The organism is Streptomyces sp. NPDC087422, from assembly GCF_044744145.1.
GTDB lineage: Bacteria > Actinomycetota > Actinomycetes > Streptomycetales > Streptomycetaceae > Actinacidiphila.
Genome location: NZ_JBIUXT010000002.1, coordinates 862674 through 875864, shown reverse-complemented (window position 1 = coordinate 875864; position 13191 = coordinate 862674). Strand labels below are relative to the sequence as shown.

Annotated in this window: 13 protein-coding genes and 1 pseudogene; 11 read left to right on the top strand and 3 right to left on the bottom strand. The window is 67.4% G+C overall.

What is annotated here, in order from left to right; translation table 11 throughout:
- Window positions 1-52: 52 nt before the first annotated feature.
- The 3 genes from ACIO6U_RS09665 to ACIO6U_RS09655 all read left to right on the top strand — a co-directional run bounded on the left by ACIO6U_RS09665 (window position 53) and on the right by ACIO6U_RS09655 (window position 3482).
- Window positions 53-1867: a TerD family protein gene (locus ACIO6U_RS09665; protein ID WP_401717060.1), complete on the top strand. Its 1815-nt coding sequence runs from the start codon at window positions 53-55 to the stop codon at window positions 1865-1867.
- Window positions 1868-1962: 95 nt separating this feature from the next.
- On the top strand, window positions 1963-2637 hold the full coding sequence (locus tag ACIO6U_RS09660; RefSeq protein WP_401717057.1) for an HAD family hydrolase: 675 nt from the start codon (window positions 1963-1965) through the stop codon (window positions 2635-2637).
- Between the two features lie 251 nt (window positions 2638-2888).
- Window positions 2889-3482 (top strand): DUF1932 domain-containing protein, encoded by a 594-nt coding sequence (locus ACIO6U_RS09655; protein WP_401717054.1) that lies wholly within the window; start codon window positions 2889-2891, stop codon window positions 3480-3482.
- Window positions 3483-3505: 23 nt separating this feature from the next.
- Here the strand turns inward: ACIO6U_RS09655 and ACIO6U_RS09650 are convergent, their stop codons facing one another.
- The gene (locus ACIO6U_RS09650; protein ID WP_401717051.1) at window positions 3506-4066 is read right to left on the bottom strand and encodes a guanylate kinase; all 561 of its coding nucleotides are present in this window, start codon (window positions 4064-4066) and stop codon (window positions 3506-3508) included.
- Window positions 4067-4083: 17 nt separating this feature from the next.
- On the opposite strand from ACIO6U_RS09650, the pseudogene ACIO6U_RS09645 reads away from it, so the two are divergent.
- From ACIO6U_RS09645 to ACIO6U_RS09610, 8 genes and pseudogenes are all read left to right on the top strand, one after another.
- A pseudogene (locus ACIO6U_RS09645) lies at window positions 4084-4395 on the top strand (hypothetical protein); the annotation flags it as partial.
- Window positions 4396-4418: 23 nt separating this feature from the next.
- Entirely contained in the window at window positions 4419-4988 is a 570-nt protein-coding gene (locus ACIO6U_RS09640) for a cysteine hydrolase family protein (RefSeq protein ID WP_401717048.1), read from the top strand.
- Window positions 4989-4993: 5 nt separating this feature from the next.
- Window positions 4994-5938 carry an FAD-dependent oxidoreductase gene (locus ACIO6U_RS09635; protein ID WP_401717045.1) on the top strand — a complete coding sequence of 315 codons (945 nt, stop codon included), beginning with the start codon at window positions 4994-4996 and terminating at the stop codon, window positions 5936-5938.
- A 48-nt stretch (window positions 5939-5986) separates the two neighbouring features.
- Entirely contained in the window at window positions 5987-6400 is a 414-nt protein-coding gene (locus tag ACIO6U_RS09630) for an NUDIX hydrolase (protein ID WP_401717044.1), read from the top strand.
- Between the two features lie 67 nt (window positions 6401-6467).
- Window positions 6468-7124 (top strand): HAD family hydrolase, encoded by a 657-nt coding sequence (locus ACIO6U_RS09625; protein ID WP_401717042.1) that lies wholly within the window; start codon window positions 6468-6470, stop codon window positions 7122-7124.
- Complete coding sequence (locus tag ACIO6U_RS09620; RefSeq protein ID WP_401717040.1) at window positions 7051-8022, top strand: aminoglycoside phosphotransferase family protein; 972 nt, start codon at window positions 7051-7053, stop codon at window positions 8020-8022. The genes ACIO6U_RS09625 and ACIO6U_RS09620 overlap by 74 nt, the downstream gene beginning before the upstream one ends.
- A 73-nt stretch (window positions 8023-8095) precedes the next feature.
- Window positions 8096-8653, top strand: a complete 558-nt coding sequence (locus ACIO6U_RS09615; protein ID WP_401717037.1) for a class IV adenylate cyclase — start codon at window positions 8096-8098, stop codon at window positions 8651-8653.
- Window positions 8654-8743: 90 nt separating this feature from the next.
- Entirely contained in the window at window positions 8744-9697 is a 954-nt protein-coding gene (locus ACIO6U_RS09610; protein WP_401717034.1) for an FAD-dependent oxidoreductase, read from the top strand.
- 1326 nt (window positions 9698-11023) lie between these two features.
- Here the strand turns inward: ACIO6U_RS09610 and ACIO6U_RS09605 are convergent.
- Both ACIO6U_RS09605 and ACIO6U_RS09600 read right to left on the bottom strand, forming a co-directional pair.
- Window positions 11024-12064: a hypothetical protein gene (locus ACIO6U_RS09605; protein ID WP_401717031.1), complete on the bottom strand. Its 1041-nt coding sequence runs from the start codon at window positions 12062-12064 to the stop codon at window positions 11024-11026.
- A gap of 7 nt (window positions 12065-12071) precedes the next feature.
- The gene (locus ACIO6U_RS09600) at window positions 12072-12926 is read right to left on the bottom strand and encodes a hypothetical protein (RefSeq protein ID WP_401717028.1); all 855 of its coding nucleotides are present in this window, start codon (window positions 12924-12926) and stop codon (window positions 12072-12074) included.
- Between the last annotated feature and the right edge of the window lie 265 nt (window positions 12927-13191).

Genomic DNA, 13191 nt, shown 5'->3' with positions numbered 1-13191 from the left:
GTGGGAAGGCGACTCCGTCGCTCGTACACCCGCCCAGGGAGGAGCCCCCAGCATGGCCGCACTGTCGCCGAGCCTGAAGTGGCCCACCACGTTCGACTACGTCCACAACTGGGTGCTGGTGGACGTAGAGACCTCGGGACTGCGGCCGGGCCGGGACCGCGTCCTGTCGTTGGCGATCCTGAGGCTGGACGGGCATGGCCGGCAGATGGGGGAGTTCTCCACCCTGTTCAATCCTGGTTGCGACCCCGGCCCGGTGCATATCCACGGCCTCACTCCCGCCCGACTGGTGGGAGCACCGACCTTCGAGGAGATCGCTCCCCAGGTAGAGGCGTTGCTGGGCGGCGGCGTCATGGTCGCGCACAACGCCCAGTTCGACTACGACTTCCTGGCCCATGAGTTCGCCCGTGCCCGCTCCTTCGCCCCGGTCAGCAGCCGTCTGTGCACACTGGCACTCAACCGCTTAATCGGACCGGCCACCCCTGACCTCAAACTGGGCACCCTCGCCGCGTACTACGGCGTACGGCAGGAACGGGCCCACGACGCCCGGGACGATGTACGCGTCCTCTCCGGCGTGTTGCGCGGCTCGCTGGAGGCCGCCGACCAACTCGGTCTCTCCTTGCCCTTGCTGACCTGTCCGCCACGTCAGGACTACCGGCCATATGTGCCCAAGACGCCCTGCGCCTACCGCAACCCGGGTCGATGGACGGCGGGCGGACCGCTGGTGCAAGGCATGAAGGTCGCCGTTACCGGGGACACACGGGTCGCACGGGAGGACCTGATCGTCCGCTCCGTGGCTGCCGGGCTGAACATGGTGACGTCGGTCAGCGGACAAACAAGCGTCGTCGTCACCAACGACCCAGGCGCCGGGTCCAGCAAACTCCGCCGTGCCGCGACGGAGGGGGTTCCTCTCATCGACGAGTCGGCCTATCTGCGGCTGCTGGAGAACGTGCGGCCCGGTCAGTCCAAGGGAGCCGCGCTTCCGGCCCCGATGCCACGCGGCAGGGCGGGTATGCCCGGCAGGGCGACGACGGCCCAAAACCCCTCCGGTGCCGGTGCCCCGTCACCCGCCGACGGAGTGGCTCAGCTGCTGACCGGACGCCGCGTCCTGGTCCTGGGCGGCACTCATGAGGAGGCGGCAGCGGCGCGCGTGCGCGTCGTCGACTTCGGCGCGTCGGCGGCGGTCAACCTCTCGGCCAAGGTCACGGATGTCGTGGTGCTCCCCGGCGGCGAATCGGATCGGCGTATGGCCCGTATCGCATTGCTCGGGCTGCGCGTGCACGACGCCGATTGGCTTGTCGCGCCCGCGCCCCCAGGCCCTGTCGTGAACGAGTCGGACGCGGCGGAAGTACTGGTCCGCGGAGCGGTGATCGACCTGCCGGATTCCGACGGTACGGCCTGGACGGTAACCGCCGCGTGGGAGCAGCACACTGCCTGCGCGATCGACGTCGTCGCCTTCCGGCTGGACGTGCACGAACGGGTCGCGGGGGACGAGGACTTCATCTTCTACAACGCCCCCGAGCACCCGGACGGCGTCGTTCGCCTGGCCACCCACAGCCCGACCGAGCAAGCCGTCACCGTCGACCTGGAACGGCTGCCCCTGGAAGTGTCCCGGGTAGTCGTCGCGGCAGCGATTGACGGCAGCGCCACCTTCTCCGACGTCGGCGCCATCGAGGTGACCGCCACTCGTGGGATCGCCGCAGCCCCTACCGTCCGGGCAACCCTTGACGCGGCCACCACGGAGCGCACGATGCTGCTCGCGGAAATCTACCGTCGCGGCGAAGGCTGGCGCCTTCGCGCCATAGGCCAGGGCTACGACCACGGCCTCGTCGCGCTCGCCCGCGGTTACGGAGTCGACGTCGACGAATAGCACAGGAGACCGATGAGTCGCAGCCCCCGCAGATCTGGGGCGACGGTGGCTCGGTCAGGCATACGAGAGGCAAGGGCGTTCGTTACGGTGCAGGTGTGCGGCGACCCCTGGTTCTCTTCGACCTCGACAACACCCTCGTGGACCGTCGGGGGACGCTCGATGGTTGGGCTGCCGAGTTCGTTTCTCGGCACGGGCTGGGAGACGAGGCGCGTACGTACGTCCTGGGGATGGTGTCCGAGCGGACGTATCCGTCTACCTTCGACACGATCCGAACCCGCTTTCGGCTGACCGCGCCAACGGAGGAGCTGTGGCGGTTGTACTGCGCGGACATCGCGGCCATGGTGTCCTGCCCCCGTGAAGTGCTGGACGGGCTGGACGAGTTGCGTGCGGCCGGCTGGCGGGTCGGGGTGGCGACCAACGGGGCGGCGGACATCCAGTGGGCCAAGTTGCGGGCCACCGGTATCGCCAACCATGTGGACGGTGCCTTTGTCTCCGAGGAGGCCGACGCGCGGAAACCTGACGTTCGCCATTTCGCTCTTGCCGCGGAGCGGTGCGGGGTTGCGCTGGAGGATGGCGGCTGGATGGTGGGGGACAATCCCGTCAACGACGTGGGGGGTGGTCACACGGCAGGGCTGCGTACGATCTGGGTCGACAACGGCCGGCCCTGGGATTCACGGGTTCCCGCCCCCGACCACACGGTTGCCGATGTCATCGACGCTATCGACCGCCTGCTTCATATCGAGGCGGATCACGTGAGCACCGTCTCGTGACGACGGTCGGGCTGCTGCATCCGGGCAGCATGGGGGCCGCCTTCGGCGCGCAACTGCGTGCGCGCGGTCACACGGTCCTGTGGTGCCCTGACGGTCGCAGCGACGCGACCCGTCTTCGGGCGGAAGCCGCGGGCCTCCGCCCCGTCGCACTGGCGGAACTCAGTGCTCGCTCCGAGGTGCTGCTTTCCTTGTGCCCTCCGGCTGCCGCTGAGGAGGTTGCAGCTGCGGTCGCGGCAGTTCGGCCCACGAGCGTGGACGCGACCTACGTCGAAGCCAACGCGGTGACGCCCTCACGCGTGCAACATGCCGCCGATCTGCTCGCACCCGTGCCGGTGGTCGACGCTTCGGTCGTCGGCTCGCCCCCGATCGGAGGCAAGACGCCGACTCTCTATCTCGCCGGCGTCCACGACCGGACCGACCGGATCGTGCAGCTCTTTGCCGGTACGGATATTCGGACGCACGTCCTCGGCGACAGCCTCGGCGCGGCCTCCGCTCTGAAGCTCGCGTACACCAGCTACCAGAAGGTCTCCCGTGTGCTGGCCGCCGTGGCGTACGGAGCGGCCGACGCATACGGCGTCGGGGACGAGCTGCTGGCGATCGCGGTCAAGCGCACCCGCAGCTACCTCGTCGAGACCGACTACATCCCCAAGACCGCCGCCCGTGCCTGGCGCTGGGGCCCGGAGATCGAGGACTCCGCCGACCTGCTCGCCGATGCCGGGTTGCCGGACTCTCTCATGCACGCGGCTGCCGCGACACTCGCCCGGTGGGACGGCAGCAAGGACCAGCAGCTCACCATCGCCGAGGCGCTGGAAGCATTGCGCGAAGAGCCGGACGACCCGACGTAGGCCCACCGGCAGACCTGCTTCGGTCAGGACTGCGGTGCGGCGCTGCGGACGAACGCGTCGATCTGCTGGGACGCCTCCTGCGGCGTGGCCACATCTGTGTCCACCCGCACCTCCCACCTGGCCCGAGGGTATGAATGGAGGTCTTTCCGGGTGGCGTCCCACGCGGCCAGCCGCGCCGCCGTGTCCGTATCGCCCCGACGCTGCGACCGCTCGGCCGTAGATGCCCGGGAGCACCACAGCAGTACGCGTACCCAGCACACCCCGGAGAGGGCGGCGACCTGCCCCACCCCAGTCACCTGGCCGAGATGAACGACCGGCACCGCTCCACCCTCGAAGGCCCGGTCGAGCCCTGGCCGGTCGACGACGTAGACGTTGCCGTACCGCTCGTTGCGGTAGATGACGTCACCGCATGCCTCCATTTCGGCCAACTGAGCGGCCGTACTCATGCGGTAGCCCGACGACTTCCCGCTGCCGATCTTGAGCCGCCGGAAGCGGACGTACCGCCCGTCAAGTGCGGCCAGAGCCGTAGTGACCGTGTCCTTGCCCGCCGCCGGCGGCCCGTACAGCAGAATGCCCGACCTCATGGGAACAGTCTGTTGTAGGAGTTGCCTACGCAGCCCACGCCCCCGAGCGCAGTCTCACCATCGATGAACTCGTGGCCTGCGAACTCACCGTCCAGGCGCTGTGGTGTTTCTCTCGCCAGATCCAGACGCTCGTCGAGGACGGCCAGGACCCTTCCACCCCCGACGACTTCGGCTGGCGCTTCCTGCGTGCCGGCTATTCCCGCCTCACCATGGCCCGCGCTCAGGAGACCGCGCAGCACTGCCTCATGCGAGAGGCCATCATGAAGACAAGCGGTCTCGCGGAACGACTGCGCGCCGCGCAGGACGCCCTTCGGGACAGTGTCGGCTGACGACGACAGGAGACACCGCAGCCATGGACGTCGACAACGCGGCCCTGATCGTCATCGACATGCAGAACGGCTTCACCAACCATCACAGTCGGCACGTCGTCCCCGTCGTGGCCGGGCTGGTGGAGCGTTGGTCGGCCGCCGGACGCCCTGTTGTCTTCACGCGCTATCTCAACTACGCGGACAGCCCCTTCGAGCGGTTCTTCGACTGGTCCCGGCTCCGGCACGCCCCCGATACCGACATCGTCGCCGAGCTGGCGGAGCAGGCCGCGTCCGCGTATGCCGTGCTCGACAAGCCCGCGTACTCCCTCTACACCGAGGAAGGTGTCGCGCTCGTTGAGCGGGCTGGACGGACGGACCTTGTCTTCTGCGGCATCGCCACCGAGAGCTGCGTCCTCAAATCCGCCGCTGACGCGTTCGAGCGGGGCCACTCACCGTGGATCGTCACCGACGCGTCGGCCAGCGACGCCGGCCCCTCCGTCCATGACGCCGGCCTGGTCGTGGCGCGCCGCCTCATCGGGCGTCGGCAGCTCATCAGCACCGACGACGTTCTCCGTCAACTCGCACCGCGGCTCCAGGCCCCGGTGCTGGAATAGGTGTCATGGCAGTCACTCCACGTCCCGATGGTCACGTCGACCTGATCATTGTGGGCGGAGGCCCGGCGGGCTGCGCGGCGGCGCTGATGGCTGCGAGTGTCGGCATGCGCTCGGTCCTGGTCGAGGCGGGGGATGCGCTGTGCGGCAAGCTTCAGCACATCGCGGCGGTCAACAATGTCGCCGGCGGCCACACCAGCGGCCCCGAGCTGGCCGCTGACATTGGCAAGGACGTCGCCCGTACCGACCTCTGTGAAGTCCAGCTCGGCGTGCGCGCCACCGGAATCGACGCCTCCGACGATCATGTTGCCGTCACTCTCGACACGGGCCGCCGGCTGACCGCGGCCTACGCAATCGTGGCTACCGGTGTGGGGCCGTTGTCGGCAGACGACGTCTCCTGGCTGACGGTCGCCGAGGACATGGTGCTGCCCACTCTCTGGGGAGCGGCGATCCCTGGCGGCGAGCCCGGCCCGCTGCTTGTCCTCGGTGCCGACCGCCCGCTCGGAACCTTCCTACGAGCCCACGCCTTGCACTCCACCGCAGTCGTGGTGGCGTACCCGCCCGGCGACGACTACAAGGCCGACGAGGTACGGAGCGACCCCCGCGTGACGCTCCTGCCGCTGACACGACTGTCAGTACGTCCTGCCGCCGACGCCACCTTCGCCGCGGAATGGACCGACAGACAGGACCAATCCGGCACTCTGACAGCCCGCGCCGTCTACCTCAACTTGGGCAGCGCCCCCACGCCCCCACCCGGCGCTCTCATCCCCGACAGCACCGGCTACTGCCCGCCCGAGACCCAGCACCCCCACATCCTCACCGCGGGAGACCTCCGCTCCTCCCGCTTCCAACGCATCATGACCGCCACCGGATCCGGCAGCGAAGCAGCACTCCGCACCTACTACGCCCAGCAGAACCTGCCTCCGTCCGGACGAGGCCGTTACGCCACCTGACCCCGCACTTCAATTTCGTTCTGAGGAGCGTCAATTGGAGGACCCGTTGTGACGGATCAAGGCGTCGACAGCCGCCCCCGCATCTCAGCTGCGGTCGTCGTCCAGCGCGGTCGCGTACTAATGGTGCGACGGCGGATCGCGGAAGGATCGCTGTCGTGGCAGTTCCCCGCGGGCAAGATCGAGTCGGGTGAGTCGCCGGAGGGAGCCGCCGTCCGCGAGACCCTCGAAGAAGCCGGCCTCTGCGTCGCGGCGGTTCGGTCGCTGGGCGAGCGCGTCCACCCGGATACGCACCGACACATGTCGTACATCGCCTGTGAGGTCGTCTCCGGCACAGCCCACGTTGCCGACAGAGATGAAGTGGCAGAGGTGACTTGGTGTGCGCACTCCGAGATCTTGGCGTACGTTCCCGCTGGTCTTTTCCCGCCGGTCCAGGAGTATCTCGACGGCGTCCTTCCGAGATGAGGAGCGGCTTGTCCGGCCCCCCGCCGGACCAAACGTGGGAAGACCGCCCTCCGACTACGCTGCCCCCATGATCCGTGCCGTGGTGTTCGACGTCGGTGAGTGCCTGGTGGATGAGACCCGGGAGTACGGCACTTGGGCGGATTGGCTCGGTGTGCCTCGGCATACCTTTGCGGCCGTGTTCGGCGCGGTCATCGCGCAGGGGCGTGACTACCGCGAGACGTTCCAGGTCTTCCGGCCCGGCTTCGACCTCGACGAGGAGCGGGACCGGAGAGCGGAGGCGGGCAAGCCGGAGTGGTTCGGCGAGGACGACCTCTATCCGGATGTACGGCCTGCCCTGAGCGCACTGCGGTCGGCGGGTCTATGGGTAGGAATCGCAGGCAACCAGACGTCCCGCGCCGGAGGGATCCTGCGGAGCCTCGACCTGCCCGCCGACTCCATCGCGACGAGCGACGACATGGGCGTATCGAAGCCTGACGTCGCCTTCTTCGAGCACATCGTCAAGACAGCGCCCGCTGAGCCGGACGAGATTCTGTACGTCGGAGACCGTCTGGACAACGACATACGGCCGGCGGTGCGGGCTGGCCTGCTGACCGCGCTCATCCGCCGAGGACCGTGGGGAACGATCCAGCAGCACGATCCCGACGCCGCCAATGCGACGATGCGTGTCGACTCTCTCGCCGAACTGCCACATCGCATTGCCGAGTTCAACGTTGAGCGGAGTTGATGGCCGTACCTCCGGCCGTGGAAAAGAGGAGCGCGTGGTACTACCGGCCCATGTCCTGGCCTTCGTTGAGGAGGCGGTCGGGTCGGTCCACTCCGCTGTGGACTGCTCCTGGCCGCGCGAGAACTCCCGTGTCTGGCGAACCGTCGCCGGTCGGGAGAAGCGGACTTGGTACGTCAAGCAGCATCCCACCCCGAAGTTCCACGCTCGCGAGGTAGAGGCGTACGCGCGCTGGGCGCCGGCTCTCGGCCCTGGCCGCGTACCCGAGTTACAAGCCGAGAGTACGGACCTTGCCGCAATCCTCCTCAGCGCCGTGCCCGGGATCAGCCCATACCACCACAAGCCACCGCCTGGCGAAGAGTGCGAGATCCAACGCCAGTTGGGGGAGTTGCTCCGCGCCTTCCACCGCAGCGGACCGCCGCGTCCGCCTGCCGGCGCCGGTTCGAGCCTCGGCAAAGTCCAGCGCCACCTGACCGCAGCCGAACCGCATATCACTCCCGAGGCCGCCGACCTCATCACTCGTATGGCCACTCGCCTCGCCGCGCTGGCACCGCTGCCGCACGTCCCCACCCACGGCGACGCCCAGATCCGCAACACGATCTGGAACCCCGAGACCCGCACCGTCGCGCTCATCGACTTCGAACGCGCCGAGTATGGCCCTGCTGTAAGGGACTTGATCCGCCTCGAGTACGGCCCGTGGGACGGGCGTCCGGACCTGAGGGGAGCGTTCTTCGACGGGTTCGGCCGTGTCCTGACGGCAGTGGAGCGCGAGCACTTGCAGGCGATGGCAGCACTCGACGCGGTCAGCGGCATCGCCTTCGGCACGTTGGCGGGTGATGCCGAAGTTGTCAGTCGGGGCCATCGGACGCTTGACCGACTCCTTCGTGGCATCAGTTCGTAGAGACGGACAGCCGATCGTCTTCCAGCCAGGAGACTTGCTGTCCCACGGCCATCTCGAAGGGGAAGATCCGATCATGAAGAACGAGTACGAAGCGAAATTCCTCGCCGTCGACGAGGCAGGGCTTCAGGCCAAGCTCGCGGCCCTCGGTGCGGTCCAGGCGTTCCCCCGCACCCTACTCACCAGGAAGATCTTCGAGAGCGACGTCCTCGACGGCTCCCAGTGGGTGCGCCTGCGCAACGAAGGCACCCGCACGACCCTCACGCTCAAGCAGGTCACCGACGCCACGTCCATCCACGGCACGACCGAGATCGAGAGCGAGGTCGGCGACCTCCACGCCATGGCCGAGATCCTCACCAACCTCGGTCTGCGCGAGGTCCGTTACCAGGAGAACTTCCGCGAGGAATGGCAGCTCGGCGATGTCGCCTTCGACTTCGACACCTGGCCCGACCTCCCCACCTTCCTGGAGATCGAAGGCCCCGACGAGCCGTCCGTCCGCGACGCCGCAGCCCGCCTCGGCCTCGACTACTCCGACGCCCGGTTCGGCAGCGTCGACGCCATCTACAGGAGCGAGGCCAGCCGCGACATCATCGACGAGCCGACCCTTCTCTTCAATGACGACACACCGCGGTGACGGTTGGGCTGGCTGTCGCCTCGCTGCGCAGTACGGTCCGGTGTCCCCCGGCGAGAACTCGCTGGCGTGCACGCCACCTATCGTCTGAGTATGGCTACACAGGAGCACGTCGTAGTGATCGGAGCGGGGGTCTCTGGGCTCACTACCGCCATCGTGCTGGCGGAGAGCGGCGTGGCCGTCCACATCATCGCCGATGAGCTGCCTGGTCGTACGTCGCTCGCGGCAGGCGCGATGTGGGGGCCGTATCTGGTGGAGCCCAAGGAGACGGTTGGTCGATGGAGCCAACGATCTCTGGCCGTCTTCCAGGAGCTTGCTGCCAACCCGGCGACTGGCGTTCGGCTGGTCGGCGGTACGGAAGCATCGCGGCATGAAGACAGGCCGCCCGACTGGGCTGTCTCACTCCCCGGCTTTCAACCGTGCGCGATCGCTGAGTTACCCGCCGGGTTCACTGCTGGCTACCGCGCCACTGTGCCGCTGGTCGACATGCCGGTCTACCTGGGCTACCTCCAACACCGGCTGTGCGACCTCGGTGGAACCTTCGAGCAGCGACGACTCAGCTCGCTGGACGGAGTTCGACCAGTGTCGGTGGTCGTCAACTGCTCAGGGATGGGAGCCCGCTTGCTGGTCTCCGACCCGGAACTGCATCCGATCCGCGGCCAGCACGTCGTCGTCAGCAACCCCGGCCTGACCGAGTTCTTCTCCGAGGACACCGGTGCGTCGCCGGATCTCCTGTGTATCTATCCGCACGGTGACACCGTCGTACTCGGCGGCACTGCGATCGACGATGACAGCGACCTGCGTCTGGACGAGGAGGCGGCGTCGGCCATCCTCCGGCGATGCGTGGACGTGGTGCCCCGGTTGGCCGAAGCGCGTGTTCTCGCCCACCGGATCGGGGCCAGACCCACGCGTAGCCGAGTACGAGTCGAAGTCGAGCGCATGGCTGACGGCACGTGGGTGGTGCACAACTATGGACACGGAGGCGCGGGCGTCACGCTGTCCTGGGGGTGCGCAGAGACCGTTCTGAGCCTCCTCATCGATCGATGACAAGCGGACATCGCCCGGCCTGTTCGGACTTGGCCCCAGGAGACCCTGGCAGGAGAAGCTCGCGTGGCCCCAGCGAGATGTGTTCTTTCGACGGGACCTCGTCCGGATCGTGCTTCTGGCCCGTTGACACACTCGTAAAAAAGTAACTCTCAGTAGTTATTTTCGAGAGTACGTGCACAGCGTCCAGATGAGGCGTGCGTCTTCCGAGCACAATCAACTGCACTTGCGAAGTCATCCGTGATGATTCCCGTCTACCGTCCTGTGGGCCGGTAATTAATACCGGCCCACAGGACGGTTCTTGGGAGACATAATCTATCTAGCTATGAGATATTCGACTGTTTTTATCGAGAGTTATTCGTTCGCTGCCAAGCGCGGATTATTGTTGCGGCTGCCGTTCCGATTGCTGCTATGCTTACTGCGCCGGGATTTTTGAAGGCCAGTATTACGCAGAAGCCCAGGATAAGAATGAGTGGGAAGATGCCTTGCAACCACCTCTTCACGGTAGAAGCACGACCTGGGATACCCTGGATCACCTGGGCGTTCGCTTCGTTGAGCTCTACGTATGTTGGTGGCTCTTCGCTGGCGCTGCTATAATTTTCTTCGGGATTCGTTTCGCGATTCTCGTGCGCTTCGTTCAATTGGACTCACTCCACTTGTTTGAGGCAAAAGGAAGCCCCCGGATGCTCTCGACAAAGACACCTCCGGGGGCTTCCACTATAGCCGCTCTCGAGGGCGGGGCGTAGCCACCATCTGGGAATGTGAAGCCTGTTCTGCGGGGAGTGCGGCAGCGACCTGCATAAACGGCCGGGTGAGGTCTTCGAATTTGCTTGGAGTGGGTCTTCGGCAACCGTCAAGCGTCGCCCATTCGGTGTGATCATTCCCGGCCGCTTACGGCTCCATCGAGGCGCTGACCTGCGGGTATGCGAAAATTTCCCTCTACGGGGCTAGTCGCAGAGTCCGAAAGTGATTGGCCACTCGTCCTCCGGTTCTCCTCCCAGGGGGCTTCTGTGAGTTTTCGCAGGTCAGATGGATTATCGATGGCCCGATATGGAATATTTGCACCGATTTTAGCGATCCGTGATCGAGTCTGGATGTGGAGCAAGGTGAGTCATTGGTGACTCTGTGTAGTCATGAGTTTGTTAGGGTGCGGTTGCCTCAGGCAGCGCGGTTAGGCCTCGGCAGCAGTGTCGACTGCGCGGCATGGGCATCGTGGGGCCCGCTCCTACGAGTCGCATCAGCCCAAGGCCGGCCGGGAAGCCGAGCACTGTCGCTTGGAGGAGGCGCTCAGACTCCTCAGGCCTGTTGTGCACGCGAAGCGCGGGGTGATCACCGCCGTCGAGTCGAGGCCTGGCTCGGCATCGGAACTGTGGCTGGCGCTGTCGGAGCCTGCCGGCGTTGTGGCTGTCGCTGGGCCGCTGATGGTGGGGTGGCCGGGAGGTTCGCCTCGTGGCGGAGGCGCCAGAGGAGGACGTCGCTCAGGGAGTCGGCTGTGGTGAGTTCGTGGGTGTCCACGACCCTGTGGAGGAGGGCGACGGGGTCGTGGCCTGACTGGGCGGCTTCGGTGAGGGTGGCGGCCAGTGCGGGCCAGTTGGGTTCGGCCTGGATGCGGGCCGCCTCCTTGGGTAGCACCGCCTGGATGTTGGCGAATGCCTCGTGGCGGGCGGGTGCCGGGAGCGACTGGCCGGTGGTGCGCATGGTGGTGAGGGGTGCATTGGCGGCGGCCTGATAGGCCGCGCGGAGCTGGGTGGCGATCTGGCGGGAGGCGGCGGCTTGCTGGGCGTGGCCTCGGGCGGCGTGCCAGTGGGCGGCCATCACGGCGGCCGTGATCAGGATGCTCAGGAGCATGGCAGTTGCCGCGCCGTCCTCGCCCTTGCCGAGGGCCATGCCAGACTGGATGAGGGCTCGGGCGGCCCTGCGGAGAGCTTGGTTGTGAGAGTTGCTGGCCTGGATGTGGGAGCGGGTGGCGCGTTCGAAGCTGCGCGCTGCCGCTTGGAGTTCGGCGCGGGTGTTGGCGGGGCTGGTCTGTGCGAGGGCGTCGAGGACTTCGCCGATGCCGACGAGCTGGTCGGCGACTTCTCCGTCGTCGTCATCGTTCAGGGGACGGTCTTCGGCGGCGGTACGGACGGAGCAGTGCCAGATCGTCGTCTTCGGCCGCTGCTCGCGGGGGAGGGACTTGACGGGGAGGTCGAGCTGACGGGCGAGTTTCGTGATCGCCTCTCGGCTGGCGGTGGGGCCGGGGTCGGGCGCGAAGCCGTTCCAGGAGGCGACCATGTGCTGGTCGGTGTGCTCGTTGGCCTTGCCGGGACCGTAGAGATACGTGATCAGGCCGTACGTACCGCCGCTGCCCTCCGTGATCTTCGGGATCACCGGTCCGCTACTTCCCCGCCATGGCGGCTGCTGTGCGGTCGACGGCGTAAAGGGCGTAGCGGACGAGTACGAGGACGCGGTCGGCAATGGGGAGGTGCGGGAGAAGCTGGGTGAGGTTGTTGCCGACGGCGGCGAGTTGGCGATTGGAGTTCATCAGCTCTTCGAGCTGGCGACGCGTGTCGGCGATGGCTGCCCTCGGGTTCTGCGAGCGCGCGGCCACGAGCGTGGCGGCTGCCGCGTACCCGCCGGGCTTGAGGCCGCAGGCGCTCGCCGCAGCGGTGAGGTCGGCCCATTCGCTGTCGCTGAAGCAGGGGTGGGTGCGGTTCCGGCGGGCGACGCGCGATCGTCGGCGGTGGCAGCGGCCGATGTCGGCGGCTGGCGTCGTTGGCCAGGATGGCTGCTTCGTTCCGGCCGTAGGAAGGGCGGTTACGGCCGAGGCTACGTGTGTGACGGCGAGCGCGACGCTTTCGAGGAGGCGGGCGGCCGGTTCGGGGCTCGGAGTACCGGCGGAATTGACGTAGCGAGTGAGGGTGTTGAGTCGGCCGCCAATGGCGTGGAGGTCGGCGTTGGCATCCATGAGGACTACGAGCCTGCGGCGTTCATCGCTGAGGCCGGCGCGCCGCTCGGCACGGGCGAAGGCAATCGCCGCGGCGCTCGTGAAGCCGCCGGGCGTGAGCTCGCATGCCCTGGCTGCGGTGGTGATCTCCGTCCATTCGTCGTCGCTGAAGCAGGGGTCGACGCGGTGGCGGCGCGGTACGACGAGGCGTCGGCGGTGGTGCGCGATGGTTTCGGTGGGGCTGAAGGTCGCGGAAGCGGTGGCGCGCGGCGTGGGCGCCGGGTCGTCGTAGGTCCTGCTCGGCACCCCTGGGCCGAGGGTTGCCGCCGACGTCGGCCGCCCCCTGGCGGTGGCTTCGGCCCGGCCCGCCACCTCTGGGGCGGGCAAAACCCCGGGATGACTCATCCCGGGACAACTTGCTCCGCCGGACGGCGGCCCGTCGCGGTGGTCGGCGGACGTCGGTGCAGCGGTCGAGACGGGCTGGTTGGAGGAGGCTGGGCTGTGGCTGCTTGCAGGGGTCGGCATGGCGGACTCCGTGGCTGTGGGCGGCTCCGGGACGTTGGCACGGTCG

What these genes read in the sequence shown, in the direction of transcription:
- ACIO6U_RS09665 (WP_401717060.1), top strand. Translation starts at nt 53, where the DNA reads ATGGCCGCACTGTCGCCGAGCCTGAAGTGGCCCACCACGTTCGACTAC.
- ACIO6U_RS09650 (WP_401717051.1), bottom strand. Translation starts at nt 4,066, where the DNA reads ATGAGGTCGGGCATTCTGCTGTACGGGCCGCCGGCGGCGGGCAAGGAC.
- ACIO6U_RS09640 (WP_401717048.1), top strand. Translation starts at nt 4,419, where the DNA reads ATGGACGTCGACAACGCGGCCCTGATCGTCATCGACATGCAGAACGGC.
- ACIO6U_RS09635 (WP_401717045.1), top strand. Translation starts at nt 4,994, where the DNA reads ATGGCAGTCACTCCACGTCCCGATGGTCACGTCGACCTGATCATTGTG.
- ACIO6U_RS09625 (WP_401717042.1), top strand. Translation starts at nt 6,468, where the DNA reads ATGATCCGTGCCGTGGTGTTCGACGTCGGTGAGTGCCTGGTGGATGAG.
- ACIO6U_RS09620 (WP_401717040.1), top strand. Translation starts at nt 7,051, where the DNA reads ATGCGACGATGCGTGTCGACTCTCTCGCCGAACTGCCACATCGCATTG.
- ACIO6U_RS09615 (WP_401717037.1), top strand. Translation starts at nt 8,096, where the DNA reads ATGAAGAACGAGTACGAAGCGAAATTCCTCGCCGTCGACGAGGCAGGG.
- ACIO6U_RS09610 (WP_401717034.1), top strand. Translation starts at nt 8,744, where the DNA reads ATGGCTACACAGGAGCACGTCGTAGTGATCGGAGCGGGGGTCTCTGGG.